This is a genomic window from Hoeflea ulvae, from assembly GCF_026619435.1.
Classification (GTDB): domain Bacteria; phylum Pseudomonadota; class Alphaproteobacteria; order Rhizobiales; family Rhizobiaceae; genus Hoeflea; species Hoeflea ulvae.
The window spans coordinates 2,521,292-2,539,682 of record NZ_JAOVZQ010000001.1 but is presented as its reverse complement, the minus strand read 5'-3'; the positions used below and the strand labels follow the sequence as shown (position 1 = coordinate 2,539,682).

At 59.2% G+C, this 18,391-nt stretch carries 30 protein-coding genes; 2 read left to right on the top strand and 28 right to left on the bottom strand.

The genetic code is table 11. The features are described from left to right. Window positions 1–159: 159 nt before the first annotated feature. From OEG82_RS12065 to OEG82_RS11930, 28 genes are all read right to left on the bottom strand, one after another. On the bottom strand, window positions 160–744 hold the full coding sequence (locus OEG82_RS12065; protein WP_267612681.1) for an adenylate kinase: 585 nt from the start codon (window positions 742–744) through the stop codon (window positions 160–162). Next, a complete protein-coding gene (secY, locus tag OEG82_RS12060; RefSeq protein ID WP_267612680.1) occupies window positions 741–2,084 on the bottom strand; it encodes a preprotein translocase subunit SecY in 1,344 nt (447 codons plus the stop codon). Before secY ends, OEG82_RS12065 begins: the two co-directional genes overlap by 4 nt. Window positions 2,085–2,285: 201 nt before the next feature. Then, on the bottom strand, window positions 2,286–2,777 hold the full coding sequence (gene rplO, locus OEG82_RS12055) for a 50S ribosomal protein L15 (protein ID WP_267612679.1): 492 nt from the start codon (window positions 2,775–2,777) through the stop codon (window positions 2,286–2,288). 16 nt (window positions 2,778–2,793) lie between these two features. Continuing rightward, entirely contained in the window at window positions 2,794–2,994 is a 201-nt protein-coding gene (gene rpmD, locus OEG82_RS12050; RefSeq protein WP_267612678.1) for a 50S ribosomal protein L30, read from the bottom strand. A 39-nt stretch (window positions 2,995–3,033) separates the two neighbouring features. Then, window positions 3,034–3,594, bottom strand: a complete 561-nt coding sequence (rpsE, locus tag OEG82_RS12045) for a 30S ribosomal protein S5 (protein ID WP_047030238.1) — start codon at window positions 3,592–3,594, stop codon at window positions 3,034–3,036. A 45-nt stretch (window positions 3,595–3,639) separates the two neighbouring features. Further along, entirely contained in the window at window positions 3,640–4,002 is a 363-nt protein-coding gene (gene rplR, locus OEG82_RS12040; protein ID WP_267612677.1) for a 50S ribosomal protein L18, read from the bottom strand. A gap of 12 nt (window positions 4,003–4,014) precedes the next feature. Continuing rightward, on the bottom strand, window positions 4,015–4,548 hold the full coding sequence (rplF, locus tag OEG82_RS12035) for a 50S ribosomal protein L6 (protein WP_267612676.1): 534 nt from the start codon (window positions 4,546–4,548) through the stop codon (window positions 4,015–4,017). A 38-nt stretch (window positions 4,549–4,586) separates the two neighbouring features. After that, complete coding sequence (rpsH, locus tag OEG82_RS12030; RefSeq protein WP_045648393.1) at window positions 4,587–4,985, bottom strand: 30S ribosomal protein S8; 399 nt, start codon at window positions 4,983–4,985, stop codon at window positions 4,587–4,589. Window positions 4,986–4,997: 12 nt separating this feature from the next. Continuing rightward, a complete protein-coding gene (gene rpsN / locus OEG82_RS12025) occupies window positions 4,998–5,303 on the bottom strand; it encodes a 30S ribosomal protein S14 (protein WP_267612675.1) in 306 nt (101 codons plus the stop codon). Between the two features lie 33 nt (window positions 5,304–5,336). After that, on the bottom strand, window positions 5,337–5,894 hold the full coding sequence (gene rplE / locus OEG82_RS12020) for a 50S ribosomal protein L5 (RefSeq protein WP_267612674.1): 558 nt from the start codon (window positions 5,892–5,894) through the stop codon (window positions 5,337–5,339). Further along, window positions 5,887–6,198: a 50S ribosomal protein L24 gene (rplX, locus tag OEG82_RS12015; RefSeq protein ID WP_267612673.1), complete on the bottom strand. Its 312-nt coding sequence runs from the start codon at window positions 6,196–6,198 to the stop codon at window positions 5,887–5,889. The genes rplE and rplX overlap by 8 nt, the downstream gene beginning before the upstream one ends. An 11-nt stretch (window positions 6,199–6,209) precedes the next feature. Beyond that, window positions 6,210–6,578, bottom strand: coding sequence for a 50S ribosomal protein L14 (gene rplN / locus OEG82_RS12010; RefSeq protein ID WP_035528307.1), 369 nt, complete (start codon window positions 6,576–6,578; stop codon window positions 6,210–6,212). A 236-nt stretch (window positions 6,579–6,814) separates the two neighbouring features. After that, window positions 6,815–7,054 carry a 30S ribosomal protein S17 gene (gene rpsQ / locus OEG82_RS12005; RefSeq protein WP_047030244.1) on the bottom strand — a complete coding sequence of 80 codons (240 nt, stop codon included), beginning with the start codon at window positions 7,052–7,054 and terminating at the stop codon, window positions 6,815–6,817. An 11-nt stretch (window positions 7,055–7,065) separates the two neighbouring features. Then, window positions 7,066–7,266 carry a 50S ribosomal protein L29 gene (gene rpmC, locus OEG82_RS12000; RefSeq protein WP_267612672.1) on the bottom strand — a complete coding sequence of 67 codons (201 nt, stop codon included), beginning with the start codon at window positions 7,264–7,266 and terminating at the stop codon, window positions 7,066–7,068. An 11-nt stretch (window positions 7,267–7,277) separates the two neighbouring features. Then, entirely contained in the window at window positions 7,278–7,691 is a 414-nt protein-coding gene (gene rplP, locus OEG82_RS11995) for a 50S ribosomal protein L16 (RefSeq protein ID WP_045648399.1), read from the bottom strand. 36 nt (window positions 7,692–7,727) lie between these two features. Then, window positions 7,728–8,432 (bottom strand): 30S ribosomal protein S3, encoded by a 705-nt coding sequence (gene rpsC / locus OEG82_RS11990; RefSeq protein WP_267612671.1) that lies wholly within the window; start codon window positions 8,430–8,432, stop codon window positions 7,728–7,730. After that, window positions 8,432–8,821: a 50S ribosomal protein L22 gene (gene rplV, locus OEG82_RS11985; protein ID WP_267612670.1), complete on the bottom strand. Its 390-nt coding sequence runs from the start codon at window positions 8,819–8,821 to the stop codon at window positions 8,432–8,434. Before rplV ends, rpsC begins: the two co-directional genes overlap by 1 nt. 2 nt (window positions 8,822–8,823) lie before the next feature. After that, window positions 8,824–9,102 (bottom strand): 30S ribosomal protein S19, encoded by a 279-nt coding sequence (rpsS, locus tag OEG82_RS11980; RefSeq protein ID WP_267612669.1) that lies wholly within the window; start codon window positions 9,100–9,102, stop codon window positions 8,824–8,826. 15 nt (window positions 9,103–9,117) lie between these two features. Next, window positions 9,118–9,954: a 50S ribosomal protein L2 gene (rplB, locus tag OEG82_RS11975; RefSeq protein WP_267612668.1), complete on the bottom strand. Its 837-nt coding sequence runs from the start codon at window positions 9,952–9,954 to the stop codon at window positions 9,118–9,120. Window positions 9,955–9,993: 39 nt separating this feature from the next. Beyond that, the gene (locus OEG82_RS11970) at window positions 9,994–10,287 is read right to left on the bottom strand and encodes a 50S ribosomal protein L23 (RefSeq protein ID WP_047030250.1); all 294 of its coding nucleotides are present in this window, start codon (window positions 10,285–10,287) and stop codon (window positions 9,994–9,996) included. Next, window positions 10,284–10,904, bottom strand: coding sequence for a 50S ribosomal protein L4 (rplD, locus tag OEG82_RS11965; protein WP_267612667.1), 621 nt, complete (start codon window positions 10,902–10,904; stop codon window positions 10,284–10,286). Before rplD ends, OEG82_RS11970 begins: the two co-directional genes overlap by 4 nt. Continuing rightward, the gene (gene rplC, locus OEG82_RS11960; RefSeq protein WP_267612666.1) at window positions 10,904–11,608 is read right to left on the bottom strand and encodes a 50S ribosomal protein L3; all 705 of its coding nucleotides are present in this window, start codon (window positions 11,606–11,608) and stop codon (window positions 10,904–10,906) included. The genes rplD and rplC overlap by 1 nt, the downstream gene beginning before the upstream one ends. 78 nt (window positions 11,609–11,686) lie before the next feature. After that, window positions 11,687–11,995 (bottom strand): 30S ribosomal protein S10, encoded by a 309-nt coding sequence (rpsJ, locus tag OEG82_RS11955; RefSeq protein ID WP_003547547.1) that lies wholly within the window; start codon window positions 11,993–11,995, stop codon window positions 11,687–11,689. Window positions 11,996–12,066: 71 nt separating this feature from the next. Beyond that, window positions 12,067–13,242 (bottom strand): elongation factor Tu, encoded by a 1,176-nt coding sequence (gene tuf / locus OEG82_RS11950; protein WP_267612652.1) that lies wholly within the window; start codon window positions 13,240–13,242, stop codon window positions 12,067–12,069. Between the two features lie 101 nt (window positions 13,243–13,343). Beyond that, window positions 13,344–15,434: an elongation factor G gene (fusA, locus tag OEG82_RS11945; protein ID WP_267612665.1), complete on the bottom strand. Its 2,091-nt coding sequence runs from the start codon at window positions 15,432–15,434 to the stop codon at window positions 13,344–13,346. A gap of 29 nt (window positions 15,435–15,463) precedes the next feature. Beyond that, complete coding sequence (rpsG, locus tag OEG82_RS11940; protein WP_267612664.1) at window positions 15,464–15,934, bottom strand: 30S ribosomal protein S7; 471 nt, start codon at window positions 15,932–15,934, stop codon at window positions 15,464–15,466. 71 nt (window positions 15,935–16,005) lie between these two features. Then, window positions 16,006–16,377, bottom strand: a complete 372-nt coding sequence (gene rpsL, locus OEG82_RS11935; RefSeq protein WP_047030256.1) for a 30S ribosomal protein S12 — start codon at window positions 16,375–16,377, stop codon at window positions 16,006–16,008. 475 nt (window positions 16,378–16,852) lie between these two features. Beyond that, complete coding sequence (locus OEG82_RS11930) at window positions 16,853–17,107, bottom strand: GlsB/YeaQ/YmgE family stress response membrane protein (RefSeq protein ID WP_267612663.1); 255 nt, start codon at window positions 17,105–17,107, stop codon at window positions 16,853–16,855. A 245-nt stretch (window positions 17,108–17,352) separates the two neighbouring features. Between OEG82_RS11930 and OEG82_RS11925 the strand changes: the two genes are divergently transcribed. Beyond that, window positions 17,353–17,649 (top strand): transcriptional regulator, encoded by a 297-nt coding sequence (locus OEG82_RS11925; protein ID WP_267612662.1) that lies wholly within the window; start codon window positions 17,353–17,355, stop codon window positions 17,647–17,649. Between the two features lie 235 nt (window positions 17,650–17,884). Further along, window positions 17,885–18,352, top strand: coding sequence for a DUF302 domain-containing protein (locus OEG82_RS11920; protein WP_267612661.1), 468 nt, complete (start codon window positions 17,885–17,887; stop codon window positions 18,350–18,352). Window positions 18,353–18,391 lie beyond the last annotated feature (39 nt).

Here is an 18,391-nt window from a genome sequence, read left to right as displayed (position 1 = left end):
AGGGAATCGCACCGATCGCTTGCATGTGGCGAGTTGCAGGGCTCATAGCGGAACAGCAAGGCTTTCGTCAAGCTTTGCCGCGATGTTATTTCCGCAGCCTGCCGATCAAAAGGCCGGCTTCCATCAGGGAAAGCCGGCCTAGAGACAATCTTCAACCGATCAGAGCGATGCCAGGACGGTATCGATCTCTTCGGTCACCGCTTCGATCGAGGCCATGCCGTCAACCGTGCGCAAGGCGCCCTTGGCATAATAATAGCCGGTCAATGGCGCGGTCTTCTTGTAATATTCGCGCAAGCGCTCTTCGAACACCTCAGCATTGTCGTCCTTGCGCACCGGCTGGCCTGCAGCTGCAGCTTCCTCGGCGCGCTTGATGATACGCCCGACAAGCGCCTTGTCATCGACAACCAGCTCGATCACCGTATCCAGCTTCAGCCCCTTGCTGTTAAGCATGGCTTCAACCGCGTCGGCCTGAACCAGGGTGCGCGGATATCCATCAAGGATGAAGCCCCGTGCACAATCCGGTTCGTCGATGCGGTCGGACACGATCGCGTTGACGATGTCGTCGGACACCAGCTCTCCGGCATCCATGACAGCCTTGGCGCGCTTGCCGACTTCGGTGCCCGCTGTGACGGCCGCCCGCAACATGTCGCCCGTGGACAATTGCGGAATGGAATACTTCTCAACCAGACGCTGGGCCTGAGTCCCCTTGCCCGCGCCTGGTGGTCCCAAAAGTATAAGTCTCATCTGCCCTTCTTGCCTCCCCGAAGTTTGGACTTCTTGATCAACCCCTCATATTGCTGGGCAATCAGATGTCCCTGAACCTGCGCCACCGTATCGAGCGTCACCGAGACGACGATCAAAAGCGATGTCCCCCCCAGATAGAACGGAACGCCGGTCTGCGCGATTAGAAATTCGGGTAAGAGACAAACAAAAATCAGGTACATGGCGCCAATCAGGGTGATTCGCGTCAGCACGTAATCGATATATTCCGCCGTCCGTTCGCCCGGACGGATACCCGGGATGAAGCCGCCATGACGCTTGAGGTTGTCAGCGGTGTCCTTCGGATTGAACACGATGGCGGTGTAGAAGAATGCGAAGAAGCCGATCATCAGCGCATAGAGCGCCATATAGGCCGGCTGGCCGTGGCCCAGCGAGGCAAGCAGCGTCGAGGCCCAGCCTGGCAGATTGCCGCCGCTATTGGCGAATCCGGCGACCGTGGCCGGCAGCAGCAACAGAGACGAGGCAAAGATCGGCGGGATCACGCCGGCAGTGTTGAGCTTGAGCGGCAGGTGCGAGGTGTCGCCCTGGAACATGCGCGAGCCGACCTGGCGCTTCGGATACTGGATCAGCAACTGCCGCTGCGCGCGTTCGATGAACACGATGAAGGCAATCACTGCGATGGCGACGACGATCACGGCGATGATCAGGCCAGTCGACAGCGCGCCGGTGCGGCCAAGTTCAAGCGTTCCCGCCACTGCGGTGGGCAGTGCTGCAACGATACCGGAGAAGATGATCAGCGAAATGCCGTTGCCGATACCGCGGGCGGTGATCTGCTCGCCGAGCCACATCAGGAACATGGTGCCGCCGACCAGCGTGATGACGGTGGCGATGCGGAAGAACCAGCCCGGATCGGTGACGATGCCGTTGCCTGATTCGAGGCCGACGGCGATGCCGTAGGCCTGCACCGTGCCGAGCAGCACCGTGCCGTAGCGGGTGTACTGGTTGATGATCTTGCGGCCCTGCTCGCCCTCTTTCTTGAGCTGCTCAAGCGTGGGGACGACGGAGGTCATCAACTGAATGATAATGGAGGCCGAAATATAGGGCATGATGCCGAGTGCAAAGATCGCCATGCGCTCAACTGCGCCACCGGCAAACATGTTGAACAGGCCCAAAATACCGCCCGCCTGCCCTTCAAAGGCCTGCGCGAAAGCCGCAGGATTGATGCCGGGAAGCGGAATGTAGGTTCCAAGCCGGTACACAAGCAGTGCGCCAAGGGTAAACCAGATCCGCTTCTTCAGGTCTTCCGCCTTGGAAAAAGCCGAAAAATTCAAATTGGAAGCAAGTTGTTCGGCTGCAGATGCCATTGCGTTCTCCGCGCGGCCCATCCGGCGCTGATGAACCCGATCATCTCCGGAGGGTCTGTGTTGGTGTCACCGGACGATGCGGCCAGGCCGGATTGAAATGTGCCTGGCGCCTGCCCTGCCGACGCAAGCTTGCGCGTCGACCGATCCCATATGGGACGAAAACCGCCCGATGTGAAGCACCGGGCGGTTATTATTTACGTATTATTCTTCAGCAGCCGCTGCAGGCGCAGGCGCCGGTGCGAGCAACTTGATCTTGCCGCCGGCCTTTTCGACCTTTTCGGCTGCAGCGCGCGAAACGCCGGCAACTTCGAGGTTGACCTTGGCCTTCAGCTCGCCGTCAGAGAGGACGCGGACGCCATCCTTGATGCGGCGGATCACGCCGGCAGCCTTCAGGGCGGAGGCGTCGATCAGGCTCTTGCCGTCGAGCTTGCCCGCATCGATGGCGGTCTGGATCCGGCCGAGCGACACAGTGTTGAAGTCGGACGAGAAGATGTTGTTGAAGCCGCGCTTCGGCAGACGGCGGTAGATTGGCATCTGGCCGCCTTCAAAACCGTTGATGGCAACGCCGGAACGGGACTTCTGTCCCTTGACGCCGCGGCCGCCGGTCTTGCCGGTACCCGAACCGATACCGCGACCTACGCGCTTGCGGTTCTTGTTGGCACCTTCATTATCGGTGATCTCATTGAGTTTCATGACAGTTCACTCCCACTCACTTCTCGTCGACAACGCGAACGAGGTGGCTGACCGAGCGGATCATGCCACGAACGGACGGTGTGTCCTCGAGGGTCCGGACGCGGTGCATCTTGTTGAGGCCCAAGCCGATCAGCGTCTGACGCTGAACGTTCGGGCGGCGAATCGGGCTGCCGGTCTGTTCGACGGTGACCGTTTTGCCCTTTTTATTGTCAGCCATGGTGTTGGCTCCCTAATACGAATAAAGGCAGACGCCCGATTACTCTTCGGCGCCCGTGGTTACACCACGGCGTTCCTGGAGCGTGGAATACTTCATGCCGCGCTGAGAAGCGATGTCCTTTGGGTGGACCTGGTTCTTGAGCGCGTCAAAAGTGGCGCGGACCATGTTGTACGGATTGGATGAACCCGTCGACTTGGCCACAACGTCCTGCATGCCGAGCGTTTCGAACACTGCACGCATCGGACCACCGGCGATGATACCCGTACCAGGCTTGGCTGCACGAAGCAGAACCTTGCCGGCACCGTGACGGCCATGCACATCGTGGTGCAGGGTCCGGCCGGAGCGCAACGGCACGAAGATCAGATCGCGCTTGGCGGATTCTGTCGCCTTGCGGATCGCTTCCGGCACTTCACGCGCCTTGCCGTGTCCGAAGCCAACTCGGCCCTTCTGATCTCCAACAACCACCAGGGCTGCGAAACCGAAGCGACGGCCGCCCTTGACGACCTTGGCAACGCGGTTGATGTGTACGAGCTTGTCGACGAATTCGCTATCGCGCTCGTCGTCTCTACCGCGGTTGTCGCGGCGACCTTCCTTGGCCATTGTCCTGTTCCTTATTCTTTTCCGGAATCAATCGGCTGGGTTGAGTTAGAAGCTCAGACCGCCTTCGCGGGCAGCTTCTGCGAGGGCCTTGATACGGCCGTGATAGATGAAGGCACCGCGGTCGAAGACCACATCCTTGACGCCTGCTTCTGTTGCACGTTCGGCAATCAGCTTGCCAACCGCTGCAGCGGCAGATGTGTCAGCGCCCGTCTTGAGATCGCCCCGAAGGCCGGTGTCAAGCGTTGATGCTGCAGCAAGCGTGCGGCCTGCGGCGTCATCAATGATCTGCGCATAGATGTTCTTCGACGAGCGATGAACCGACAGGCGCGGACGGCCATTGGCCACCGCTTTGAGCTGGCGACGGACACGATCGGACCGACGCGTAAGGGATTGTTTCCTGTTAGCCATTTCGCGTCTTCCTTACTTCTTCTTGCCTTCTTTGCGGACAATCCGCTCTTCAGCATATTTGACGCCCTTGCCCTTGTAAGGCTCAGGCTTGCGGTACGCGCGGATCTCCGAAGCCACCTGGCCAAGCACCTGCTTGTTGATGCCGGTGATGACGATTTCCGTCGGCTTGGGGCAAGCGATGTCGACGCCTTCCGGCGGGTGATAAACGACATCATGGCTGAAACCAAGTGCCAGCTGCAGGTTACGGCCCTGCATGGCAGCGCGGTAACCCACGCCGTTGATTTCGAGCTTGCGTACGTAGCCGTCCTTCACCCCGGTCAGGATGTTGGAAACCATGGTGCGCGACATGCCCCATTTGGAGCGGGCGTCCTTGGAATTGTCCACCGGCGTGACGACAACAGCGTTGTCTTCAAGCTTCACAGTGACTTCGTCATTAGCGACGAAGGACAATTCACCTTTGGGACCCTTGACGACCACTTTCTGGCCTTCAATCGTCGCGGTGACACCGGCCGGAACCGGGACGGGTTTTTTACCGATACGAGACATTGTTCAACCTGTCTGTTAGAGTTTGAGATCCTGCCCGATCAGAAGATCGAGCAGAGAACCTCACCACCAACATTGTGCTCGCGCGCAACGTGATCGGCCAAAACGCCCTTCGGAGTCGAAAGGATCGTGATACCGAGGCCGTTGGCGACCTGAGGAATGGACTTAACGGAGACGTATACACGCCGGCCGGGCTTGGAAACACGGGCGATCTCACGGATCACGGGCGCGCCTTCATGATACTTGAGCTCGATGCTCAGTTCAGCCTTGCCATTGTCGTATGCCACTTCGGTGTATCCGCGGATGTAGCCTTCGGCTTCCAGCACGTCGAGCACGCGAGCGCGCAACTTCGAGGCAGGAGTCGAAACCGACGACTTGCGGCGAGCAATACCGTTACGAATGCGGGTGAGCATATCACCCAGAGGATCTGTCATTGCCATATTGCGCGCTCCTTACCAGCTCGACTTGACCAGGCCGGGCACCTTGGCCATCGACCCGAGTTCACGCAATGCGATACGCGACATGCCCAGCTTGCGATAATAGGCGCGCGGGCGGCCGGTAACTTCGCAACGATTGCGAACGCGAATTTTGGCCCCGTTGCGCGGCATTTCGGCCAGCTTCAGGGTTGCGCGGAAGCGTTCCTCGATCGGAAGCTCCTGGTTGTGCGTGATGGCCTTCAGAGCGGCGCGCTTCGATGCGTCGCGTTCGACCAGCTTGCGGCGGCGCTTGTTCTTTTCAATTGCGCTGACTTTCGCCATATCAGATATCCTTTTCCACGAATGCCGTTACGATTACTTCGGAAACGGGAAGTTGAACTCTGTCAGGAGAGCCCGTGCTTCGTCGTCCGTTTTCGCCGTCGTGCAAACGATGACGTCCATGCCCCAGATCTGATCAACCTTGTCGTAGTTGACCTCCGGAAACACGATGTGCTCCTTGATGCCCATGGCGAAATTGCCACGGCCGTCAAAGCTCTTCGGGTTCAGGCCGCGAAAGTCACGAACGCGCGGAAGCGCGATGGTGATCAGGCGATCCATGAACTCATACATGCGGGCTCCGCGCAGCGTGACCTTGGCGCCAATCGGCATCAGTTCACGCAGCTTGAAGCCGGCGATCGAGTTGCGGGCGCGGGTGATGACCGGCTTCTGACCGGCAATCGCTGCAAGATCCTCAGCCGCAATCGCGGGCTTCTTGGAATCGGCAGTGGCTTCGCCAACGCCCATATTGATCACGATCTTGTCCATACGCGGGATCTGCATCACGTTCGCGTAAGCGAACTTTTCCTGCATGGCCTGGCGGATGCGATCATTGTAGTCTGTCTTGAGCCGCGGCTCATATTTTGCTTCAGCCATCGATGACCACTCCCGAACGCTTAGCCACGCGCACCTTCTTATCGCCTTCTACGCGAAATCCGACCCGGGTCGGCTTGCCGTCCTTGGGATCGGCAAATGCGAGATTGGAGATATGAAGCGAGGCTTCCTTGTTGATAATGCCGGCTTCCTGGGTCTGGGTCTGGCGCTGGTGGCGCTTGACCACGTTCAGACCACGGACTACTGCCCGGTCTTCCTTAGGCATCACAGCAAGAACTTCGCCAGTACGGCCCTTGTCCTTGCCGGTCAGAACGACGACCTTGTCGCCTTTGCGGATCTTTTGCATCGGTTCGTTCCTTACAGCACTTCAGGAGCCAGGGAGATAATCTTCATGTGGCTCTTGGCGCGCAATTCGCGCGGAACCGGTCCGAAGATACGGGTGCCGATCGGCTCTTTCTTGTTGTCGATCAGGACGGCTGCATTCCGGTCGAACCGGATCACGCTGCCATCGGCGCGGCGAATGTCTTTGGCAGTGCGTACGACTACCGCCTTCATCACATCACCCTTCTTGACGCGGCCGCGCGGAATGGCTTCCTTGATCGAGACGACAATGATGTCGCCGATGGAAGCATATTTCCGCTTGGAACCGCCCAGAACCTTGATGCACATGACACGACGAGCGCCGGAATTATCCGCGACGTCGAGGTTTGTTTGCATCTGAATCATATCAGGCCGCCTTCTTGTTGTTACCGGCACGGTTGGGCGCAAAGGCCCCCTATACCAGCTTATGAATCAATTCTATCTTGCGCGAGAAGGATAGTGTCAGGGTGGTTTCCCTCAAGGGACCTTCCGTGCGCTGAAAGCAGAAGAACGCCCGTCACCGGGGCGTTCTTGCGCCAATGCCTGTGTCATACAGGATTCGCGGCAAGGTGCAAGAGCTCCCTGCCGCAAAAGCCGTTCAATCAGGCTTCTGTCGCTGAAACAACCGTCCAGCGCTTGTCCTTGGAGATCGGCGCGCATTCCTGAATGGCAACCTCATCCCCTACCTTGTACTGATTGGTCTCGTCATGCGCCTTGTAATTCTTGGTGCGACGAACAATCTTCCGCATGACCGGATGCGCGAAACGGCGTTCCACCCGGACAACCACGGTCTTCTCGTTCTTGTCACTGACAACAGTGCCCTGCAGAATGCGTTTTGGCATTTTATTCGTCCTTAGGCTTTGGCCACTGCCGCCTTCTGGCGGGCAATAGTCTTGATGCGAGCGATATCGCGGCGGACTTCAAGAACGCGCGATGTCTTTTCGAGCTGGCCGGTGGCGCCCTGGAAACGCAGGTTGAACTGCTCTTTCTTCAGCTTGGCAAGCTCATCATTGATTTGGTCGACGCTCATGGCGCGAACATCTGCGGCTTTCATGGTGCGTCTCCTTACTCTGCGATGCGCTGTACGAAGCGCGTCTTGACCGAGAGCTTGGCAGCGCCGAGGCGCAGAGCTTCACGGGCGAGCTCTTCGCTGACACCGTCAATTTCAAACATGATACGGCCGGGCTTGACCTTTGCAGCCCAGTAATCGACCGAACCCTTGCCCTTACCCATGCGGACTTCCGTCGGCTTGGATGTGACCGGCACGTCAGGGAAGATGCGGATCCACACACGGCCTGCACGCTTCATGTGACGCGTGATGGCACGGCGGGCAGCTTCGATCTGACGCGCGTTGACGCGATCAGGCTCTTGTGCCTTCAAGCCATAGGCCCCGAAATTCAAGTCAGAGCCGCCCTTGGCGACGCCCTTGATGCGGCCCTTGAATTGCTTGCGGTACTTAGTACGCTTTGGCTGCAACATTGTCTAATTCTCCGAATTGTCTGCACTGGGGCAAAATCAGGCGTGTTCGCGCCGGCGATTGCCGCCAGAAGCGTCGCCTTCAGTGGCTCGGCGTTCAGACGCCATTGGATCATGCTCAAGAATTTCGCCCTTGAAGATCCAGACCTTGACGCCGCAAATTCCATAAGCAGTCTTCGCTTCCGCGGTGCCGTAATCGATATCGGCGCGCAGAGTGTGAAGCGGAACCCGGCCCTCGCGGTACCATTCCGTACGTGCGATTTCGGCACCGCCGAGACGACCGCCGCAGGTGATCTTGATGCCTTCGGCACCCAGACGCATGGCGGACTGGACCGAACGCTTCATGGCGCGACGGAACGCGATACGGCGTTCGAGCTGCTGGGCGATCGACTGCGCGACCAACACGGCATCAACTTCCGGCTTGCGGACTTCGATGATGTTGAGGTGCGTTTCCGACTGGGTCATTTCCGACAGCTTGCGACGCAGCTTTTCGATGTCTGCGCCCTTCTTGCCGATGATCAGGCCGGGACGGGCAGCATGGATGCTGACGCGGCACTTCTTGTGCGGGCGCTCGATGACGACCTTGGAAATGCCGGCCTGCTTGAGTTCGGCCAGAAGATATTTGCGGATCTTCAGGTCTTCATGCAGCAGCTTGCCATATTCGGCATTGTCGGCGAACCAACGGCTGTCCCAGGTGCGGTTGATGCCGAGGCGAAAACCGATTGGATTGATTTTTTGACCCATTACGCGGCCTCCCCTTTGGCTTCCATCTCGCGCACGACGATGGTCAAATGAGCGAACGGCTTTTCAATCCGCGACGAACGACCACGACCGCGAGCATGAAAGCGTTTCATGACGATGGACTTGCCGACGAACGCTTCTGCAACGAACAGCGAATCAACATCGAGATCATGGTTGTTCTCGGCGTTCGCGATCGCGGATTCAAGCGTCTTTCTGACGGTCATGGCGATGCGCTTGCGAGAAAACTCAAGTTCCGCCAATGCGCGATCAACCTTTTTGCCACGGATCAAGGCCGCAACCAGATTGAGCTTCTGCGGGCTGACGCGAAGGGTGCGGGCTACGGCCTGCGCCTCGTTGTCCTTGAGCCGGCGTTCGGTTTTTGCCTTGCTCATTGTTACTTCCTCTTAGCTTTCTTGTCGGCGCCGTGGCCATAATAGGTCCGCGTCGGAGAATATTCGCCAAGCTTCTGGCCGACCATGTCCTCGGACACGTTGACCGGAATGTGCTTGTTTCCGTTGTAGACGCCGAATGTCAGGCCGACGAACTGCGGCATGATGGTGGAGCGGCGGCTCCAGGTTTTGATCACTTCATTGCGGCCGCCTTCGCGAACCTTCTCAGCCTTCTTGAGAAGATAGCCGTCAACAAACGGACCTTTCCATACTGAACGAGCCATTGGAGACTTCCTCTCTTATTTCTTACGCTGATGGCGCGAGCGCATGATGAACTTGTCGGTCGACTTGTTCGAGCGTGTGCGCTTGCCCTTGGTTGGCTTGCCCCAGGGGCTGACCGGGTGACGGCCGCCCGAGGTACGGCCTTCACCGCCGCCGTGCGGGTGGTCGACCGGGTTCATCGCAACGCCGCGGACATGCGGACGCTTGCCCTTCCAGCGCGAACGACCAGCCTTGCCGTCGTTGATGTTGCCGTGGTCCGGGTTGGAAACGGCGCCGACGGTGGCAAGGCAAGTGCCCTGAACCAGACGCTGTTCACCCGAATTGAGACGGAGGATCGCCATGCCCTGGTCGCGACCGACCAGCTGGGCATATCCACCAGCCGAACGGGCAATCTGACCGCCCTTGGCCGGCTTCATCTCGATATTGTGGATGATCGTGCCAACCGGCATGAACTGAAGCGGCATGCAGTTGCCGGGCTTCACGTCCACAGCCTTGTCGGACGAGATCACCTTGTCGCCAGCAGTCAGACGCTGCGGCGCCAGGATGTACGACTTCTCGCCATCCGCATAGGTGATGAGCGCGATGAAGGCGGTCCGGTTCGGATCGTATTCCATGCGTTCCACGGTGGCTTCAACGTCGAACTTGCGACGCTTGAAATCAACCATGCGGTAGGTGCGCTTGTGACCACCACCGATCGACTGGGCTGTAACCCGGCCGGCATTGTTGCGGCCACCCTTGCTGTGGAGGCCCTGGGTCAAGGACTTGACCGGCTTCCCGCGATGAAGACCCGAACGATCAACGATGACCAGCTGACGCTGGCTCGGGGTCGTCGGATTGTAACTTTTCAGTGCCATTTTCCTGTTCCCTTTTGGGGGCTTGTTCCCGCGCGGACCTTACAGACCGGTGGAGACGTCGATCGACTGACCTTCGGCAAGCGTCACATACGCCTTCTTAACATCAGACTGGCGGCCGGCGATTCCGCGGAAGCGCTTGGTCTTACCCTTGCGCAGCAGCGTATTGACCGCAGTAACCTTGACCCCGAAGAGCGCTTCAACCGCAGCCTTGATTTCAGGCTTGGAAGCGCGCCGCGCGACATTGAAGACAACCTGGTTCTGTTCGGACACCATGGTCGACTTTTCGGTGATCGCCGGAGAGACGATCACATCATAATGGCGAATATCCGTCATTTGAAGCGCTCCTCCAGAGCAGCGACAGCATCCTTGGACAAGACCAGCTTGCCGCGACGCAGAATGTCGTAGACGTTGATGCCCTGCACCGGAAGCACATCCACATTCGGGATGTTCTTGGCGGCAAGACGGAAGTTCTGATCAAGCTCGGCACCGCCGATGAACAAAACATTGGTCAGGCCCATCTTTGACAGCGAACCGGTGAGCGCCTTGGTCTTGACCTCGGCAGCCGTGAGGCTGTCCATGATGATGATGTCGGACGACTTGGCCTTGGAGGACAGCGCGTGACGCAGAGCGAGCGCGCGGACCTTCTTGGTCAGATCGTGGGCATGGCTGCGAACAACCGGGCCATGAGCCCGACCACCGCCACGGAACTGCGGCGCACTTGCCGCATGGTGACGGGCGCGACCGGTGCCCTTCTGCTTGTACATCCTGGCGCCTGTGCGGGCGACTTCCGAGCGGCCGAGGGTCTTGTGACCGCCCTGCTGCTTCTTGGAAAGCTGCCAGCGCACCATGCGCTGGATCAGATCCTGGCGCGGGTCGAGGCCGAAGATCGCGTCGGAAAGCGAAATCTTTCCTGCGTCCTTGCCCTCAAGTGTGGTGACGGTGAGATCCATTATTCGGCTCCCTCATTCGATACGTTGGCTGCTGCGCGGAGCGCTGCAGGAAGAGGCGCATCAGCCGGGATGCCGGACTTGACTGCGTCGCGGACGACAATCCAGGTGCCCTTGGAGCCCGGAACCGCGCCCTTGATCAGGATCAGTCCACGATCGACATCGGTCGAGACGATTTCAAGGTTCTGGGTCGTCACGCGGGTGCTGCCCATGTGACCGGCCATCTTCTTGCCTTTCCAGACCTTGCCCGGATCCTGGTTGGAACCGGTCGAGCCGTGCGAACGGTGCGAGACCGAAACGCCGTGGGTGGCGCGAAGACCGCCAAATCCGTGACGCTTCATGGCGCCGGCAAAGCCCTTACCCTGGGTGACACCGGAGACATCGACCAGCTGGCCGGCAATGAAATGCCCAGCAGTGATCTCAGACCCGACATCGATCAAGTTGTCCGAGCTCACACGGAACTCGACCACCTTGGCCTTGGGTTCGACATTAGCGATGGCAAAGTTGCCGCGCATAGCCTTGGATGTATTCTTGACCTTGGCAACGCCGGCACCGAGCTGAACGGCAGTGTAGCCATTCTTCTCTTCCGTACGCTGGGCCACCACCTGGCAGTTTTCCAACCGCAAGACGGTTACGGGCACATGATCGCCGGCGTCATTGTAGACCCGGGTCATTCCCAACTTTTGTGCAATCACACCTGAACGCATCGGTTCATTCCTCTTGAGATGAGCCTGTCGGGGGCCTGCCCCTTCATGCCTCGTTCCCTGTCTTCAAGGCTTTGGGCCTTAAAGCTTGATTTCCACATCAACACCCGCGGCGAGATCCAGCTTCATCAGCGCATCTACGGTTTGCGGTGTCGGATCAACAATATCAAGAAGACGCTTATGTGTGCGCATCTCGAACTGCTCGCGGCTCTTCTTGTCGATGTGTGGCGACCGGTTGACCGTGAATTTTTCGATCCGGGTCGGCAGCGGCACCGGGCCACGTACGCTTGCTCCGGTCCGCTTTGCCGTCGACACGATTTCACGCGTGGAGGCGTCGAGGATCCGGTGGTCAAACGCCTTTAGGCGGATGCGGATGTTCTGGCCGTTCATTCGACTTGTCCTTGCTTGTGTGAGAACCGCATGGTCCGGTTCAACCGAACCATGCGCTCTGACGCAGTTTGTTACTCGATGATCGTGGCGACGATGCCGGCGCCGACGGTGCGGCCGCCTTCGCGGATGGCGAAGCGCAGCTTTTCTTCCATCGCGATCGGCACGATCAGCGCCACTTCAGCCGAGATGTTGTCGCCCGGCATCACCATTTCGGTGCCTTCCGGCAGTGTCACAATGCCCGTCACGTCGGTCGTGCGGAAATAGAACTGCGGACGGTAGTTGGTGAAGAACGGCGTGTGACGGCCACCCTCTTCCTTGGTCAGAATATAGGCTTCTGCCGTGAACTTGGTGTGCGGCTTGACCGAACCCGGCTTGCACAGGATCTGGCCACGCTCGACGTCCTCACGGCCAACGCCGCGAAGCAGTGCGCCGATGTTGTCGCCGGCCTGGCCCTGATCGAGCAGCTTGCGGAACATTTCAACGCCGGTGCAGACCGTCTTCTGGGTGTCGCGGATGCCGACGATCTCGACTTCCTCGCCAACCTTGACGACGCCGCGTTCGACACGGCCGGTGACAACCGTACCGCGACCCGAGATCGAGAACACGTCTTCGATCGGCATCAGGAACGGCATGTTGATCGGACGCTCCGGCGTCGGGATGTATTCGTCAACAGCGGCCATCAGCGCGCGGATTGCGTCTTCGCCCTGGGCCTTGTCGCCGTCATTGAGCGCGACCAGAGCCGAACCCTTGACGATCGGAATGTCGTCGCCCGGGAAATCATAGGACGACAGCAGTTCGCGGACTTCCATCTCGACCAGCTCGAGCAGTTCCTCGTCGTCGACCTGGTCGACCTTGTTGAGGAAGACGACCAGCGAAGGCACGCCAACCTGACGGGCAAGCAGGATGTGCTCGCGGGTCTGGGGCATCGGGCCGTCGGCAGCCGAGACAACCAGGATCGCGCCGTCCATCTGCGCCGCACCGGTGATCATGTTCTTGACGTAGTCGGCGTGGCCGGGGCAGTCGACATGGGCGTAGTGACGGGCGTCGGTCTCATACTCGACGTGCGCCGTCGAGATGGTGATGCCGCGTGCCTTTTCTTCCGGCGCCGCATCGATCTGGTCATAGGCCTTGAAGTCACCAAAATACTTGGTGATCGCAGCTGTCAGCGATGTCTTGCCGTGGTCAACGTGACCAATCGTGCCGATGTTAACGTGCGGCTTATTGCGCTCGAACTTACCCTTTGCCATCTTCGGCTCTCCATTCTCATTCAGCCCGCGAGGGGCAAATTACAGTTTCGGTCTCCGGTCCGGGCCGGCGTCGTGGGACGCGGGCCCGGCAATCCGGCAAATTATGCGTATTTCGCCTGGATCTCCTGGGAGACGTTCGACGGCACCGGTGCGTAATGATCAAAAGTCATCGTGTACTGTGCGCGGCCCTGAGACATCGAACGCAGCGTATCGACATATTTGAACATGTTGGCCAGCGGAACGTGCGCATCGATCACCACGGCAATTCCGCGCATTTCCTGACCCTGAATCTGCCCGCGACGGGAGTTCAGGTCGCCGATCACGTCACCGACGTAATCCTCAGGGGTGACAACTTCAACAGCCATGATCGGCTCGAGCAGCTGAGGACCCATGAACTTCGAGTTTTCCCGGAAGCAGGCGCGACCGGCAATTTCGAAGGCGAGGACGCTGGAGTCAACATCATGGTAAGCGCCGTCAATCAGCGTTGCCTTGATGCCCAGCATCGGGAAGCCGGCGAGCGGTCCGGAATTCATCACGCTGTTGATGCCCTTCTGGACACCCGGGATGTATTCCTTCGGAACCGAACCACCAACAACCTTGGTGTCGAAGATGAACTCGTCATTCTCGTCGTTCGGCTCGAACCGGATCTTGACGCGCGCAAACTGACCCGAACCACCCGACTGCTTCTTGTGGGTGTAATCGGCTTCGTAAGCCTTCGTGATCGATTCCCGGTAGGCGACCTGCGGTGCGCCGACATTGGCTTCGACCTTGAATTCGCGACGCATGCGGTCGACCAGAATGTCGAGGTGCAACTCGCCCATACCGGCAATGATCGTCTGGCCGGATTCTTCGTCGGTCTTGACGCGGAACGAAGGATCCTCGGCAGCCAGACGGTTGAGCGCGAGGCCCATCTTTTCCTGGTCGCCCTTGGTCTTCGGTTCGATCGCGATCTGGATCACCGGCTCGGGGAATTCCATGCGCTCGAGGATAACCGGCTTGAGCGGATCGCACAGAGTGTCACCGGTCGTGGTTTCCTTGAGGCCTGCGAGGGCAACGATGTCGCCGGCAAAGGCTTCTTCGATGTCTTCACGGGAATTCGAGTGCATCTGCAGCATGCGGCCGACGCGCTCGCGCTTTTCCTTGACGGTGTTTTGAACCGTGGTGCCCTTTTCGAGCTTGCCGGAATAGATGCGGGCGAATGTCAGCGAGCCGACGAAGGGGTCGTTCATCACCTTGAAGGCCAGCATCGACAGCGGCGCATCGTCAGACGCTGCGCGTGTGGTTTCTTCTTCGGTCTTGACGTCGATGCCTTCGATGGCAGGAACGTCGGCCGGGCTCGGCAGATATTCGACAACCGCGTCGAGCAGAGGCTGAACGCCCTTGTTCTTGAAAGCCGAACCGCAGAACATCGGAAAGAACTGAACGGCGATCGTGCCCTTGCGGACCAGCGCGCGGATCTCGTCATTGTCAGGCATTTCGCCTTCCAGGTAACGTTCCATCGCAGCTTCGTCGGCTTCGACGGCAGTCTCGATGAGAAGTTCGCGGTATTCAGCGGCCTTTTCCTTGAGATCGTCCGGGATCTCGACGATGTCCCACTGGGCGCCGAGCGACTCGTCGCGCCAGACAAGTGCGTTCATTTCGACGAGATCGACAACACCCTTGAATTCGGTCTCGGCGCCGATCGGCAGCTGCATGATGACAGCGGTTGCGCCAAGACGCGACTTGATCATCGAGACCGAACGGTAGAAGTCGGCTCCGGTCTTGTCCATCTTGTTGCAGAAGATCATGCGCGGGACATTGTACTTGTCGGCCTGACGCCAGACAGTCTCTGTCTGCGGCTCGACACCGGCGTTTGCGTCGAGCAGCGCGATGGCGCCGTCGAGCACACGCAGCGAACGCTCGACTTCAATGGTGAAGTCGACGTGGCCTGGGGTGTCGATGATGTTGAAACGGCACATCTTGCCGCTGCGGCCCTTCCAGTAGGTGGTGGTTGCAGCAGAGGTGATGGTGATACCACGCTCCTGCTCCTGCTCCATCCAGTCCATGGTGGCTGCACCGTCATGCACTTCGCCGATCTTGTGCGACTTGCCGGTGTAATAGAGAACGCGTTCGGTGGTCGTGGTTTTACCGGCGTCGATATGCGCCATGATTCCGAAGTTGCGGTAGTCTTCAATTGCGTATTCGCGGGCCATCTTGAATGCCTTTCGAGAACAGTTCGTGATTACCAGCGGTAATGCGAGAATGCACGGTTGGCGTCGGCCATCTTGTGGGTGTCTTCCCGCTTCTTGACCGCGCTGCCACGATTGTTGGCTGCATCCATGAGTTCGCCCGAGAGGCGCTCGATCATGGTGGTCTCGTTGCGCTTGCGCGCTGCGGCAATCAACCAACGGATGGCGAGAGCCTGACGGCGTTCAGGACGCACATCGACCGGCACCTGGTAGGTCGCACCACCGACACGGCGGGAGCGCACTTCCACATGCGGCGCGACATTGTCGAGCGCAGTGTGAAACTGAACAACGGGTTCCTGCTTGGAACGCGCTTCAACCTGATCAAGCGCACCATAGACGATCTGCTCGGCAACAGATTTCTTGCCGTGCATCATAATGGCGTTCATGAATTTGGTGATGATCAGATCGCCGAATTTCGGATCCGGGTTGATCTCACGCTTTTCTGCACTGTGACGTCGTGACATGCTTTTCGTCTTTCAACTGATGGGTCGAAACGGCCCGCCGCACCTGATGATGCGACCGGCCGACACAATTATTACTTCGGACGCTTGGCGCCGTATTTCGAACGGCGCTGCTTACGGTTCTTGACGCCCTGGGTGTCGAGGACACCGCGAATGACGTGATAACGCACGCCGGGCAAATCCTTTACGCGGCCGCCGCGGATCATGACCACGGAGTGCTCCTGAAGGTTATGGCCCTCACCCGGGATATAACCGATCACTTCAAAGCCGTTGGTCAAACGGATCTTGGCGACCTTACGAAGAGCCGAGTTCGGCTTCTTCGGAGTCGTTGTGTACACACGGGTGCAAACGCCGCGCTTCTGCGGATTCTGCTCCAGCGCGGGAACCTTGTTGCGCTTGACCGGCGCCTGGCGCGGCTTGCGGATCAGCTGGTTTACAGTTGGCATGTAACCATCCCTTTAGAACTCATGTTTCGCCCTCTCAGGCACCATGCACGTAAACCGAATGCGCAAAACAAGGGCCGGATCCGGTTTTGCCGGAAAGGCCCATGAAAGCAGAGGACACGAAACGCGTCATGCGTGCAGCATTATTAGTTCACTGTGCAGTCAGAGCCATTGTTTGAGGCAAATTTCAGGACGTGTCGTCCCGAAGAAATGCGCCTCACATCTGTCTCGGTGATGGGTAACTACTGATTTCCCCACATGCAGTCAAGGCCATTGGTGAAATATTCGCGCCACAGCGGGCCTGGCGGCAAAAGCGGCTGTCCGGCGCGACATGATATTGCGTCGCGCCGGACAATTCGGGCGTTTAATTGCCCTGACCTGCCGTTTCGCTCCCTCGCCAGGAGAATCAGCTGTGTTTCCGGTCAGAAACGGTCCGACCCAGCGGCCTCGCGCGACTCACCGAAGCGTCTGAAAGGAATCAGCGTTTTCGGACAAGTCCGATGATGAACAGCAATATCACCGCGCCGATGGTGGCGTGGATGATGGATCCGACGATGCCGCCGCCGATCGAGACGCCGACCATCGGCAGCACCAGACCTGCAACAAATGCCCCGACAATGCCGACGATGATATTGCCGACCAGGCCGAAGCCGAAACCCTTCATGATCACGCCGGCAAGCCAGCCGGCCACGGCGCCAATCAGAAGAAAAATCAGAAGCCCTTGAATGCCCATTTTGTCACCTCCCCGGTTCATGCACATTGTACATGGCGCGAGAACACCGCGCGCCAGACAAGACAACCACGAAGCGGTCGCATCGGCAAGTTCCGGGCGGTTCACAGCGCTGCCGGGCGGCAGTTATGCAACGTCTTTGCCTTCCGGAACCGTTTTTGCGCGGATGCAGCGAGTCAATGCGTTGCCTTCGGCGATGCAACATGGGAGGACAGGCCTTCCGGTTCCGGAGCAGAAAGGACAGCGCGATGATCTCCGACAATGACAACGACCACAGCGATGAAGACGCACCCGCGATCTTCATCATCATCGGCCAGATCTGCAAAGAGAAGGACGAGGAGAAGAAGCCCTTCCATGTCATGCTGGCAGCGCCCGACGAGGACACTGCCGTGCGGCTGTGCCTGGATGCGCTGTCCCTGAAGGGATATGCCGAGGCCGACCTTGACCAGATCGGCGTGATGGGCGGCATGCCCGGCGACGAGCCGCACGCCTCGGCCTATCAGGGCGCGCTCGAAGGCGAAGTCGCCGTCATCGCCTTCGACTGAATAACCCCGCGGGGCGGGAGACCAGCGCGGTCTCCCCTGCCCGGCGCAGCCGCCGCCTCTCACGATTTTGTGCGCCCACCGCAGATAAGGTGATTTCACCTCCCGCAAGCGATGTGTTTGCCTGTGATGTCAGCATGCCGTGACGGACCGGTTGCGCGCGAACGCGCGAGACGGAACCTGCCATTGCAAGCAACGTTGACAAGGACACATCCGACAATCGAGGAGTACCGAAACCATGGCCTTGCACAGACAGCTGAAATTCGCGGCAACCGCAGCAGCAGCCCTTTTGCTGGCGACAACCCTGTCCACGCGCGCAGAAGATGGCTGGATCATCAAGTCCAGCAGCGCCTCGGTGGAGCAAACCGCCGACAAGCTGGTGGCGGCGGTGGAAAAGGCCGGCGCCAAGGTATTCGCCCGCGTCGACCATGCGGCCGGCGCCGGGAGCATTGATGCCGAGCTTGCCGACATGACCCTGGTCATGTTCGGCAATCCGAAAATCGGCACGCCGATCCTGCAGGCCGCACCGCAGGCCGGGCTTGATCTGCCCAACCGGGTGTTGATCTGGGATGAGGCGGGACAGACCCGGATCGGCTATCTCGACCCGGCGAAACTCAAGGCGCGGCACAAGGTGTCGGGAGCCGATCAGGCCTTTGACGTGATGGCCGGCGCGCTCGGCAAACTGACCGACGCCGCTTCGCAATAGCGCTGCGCTGCGCTGCACATATTCCCCAAAACGCAAAAG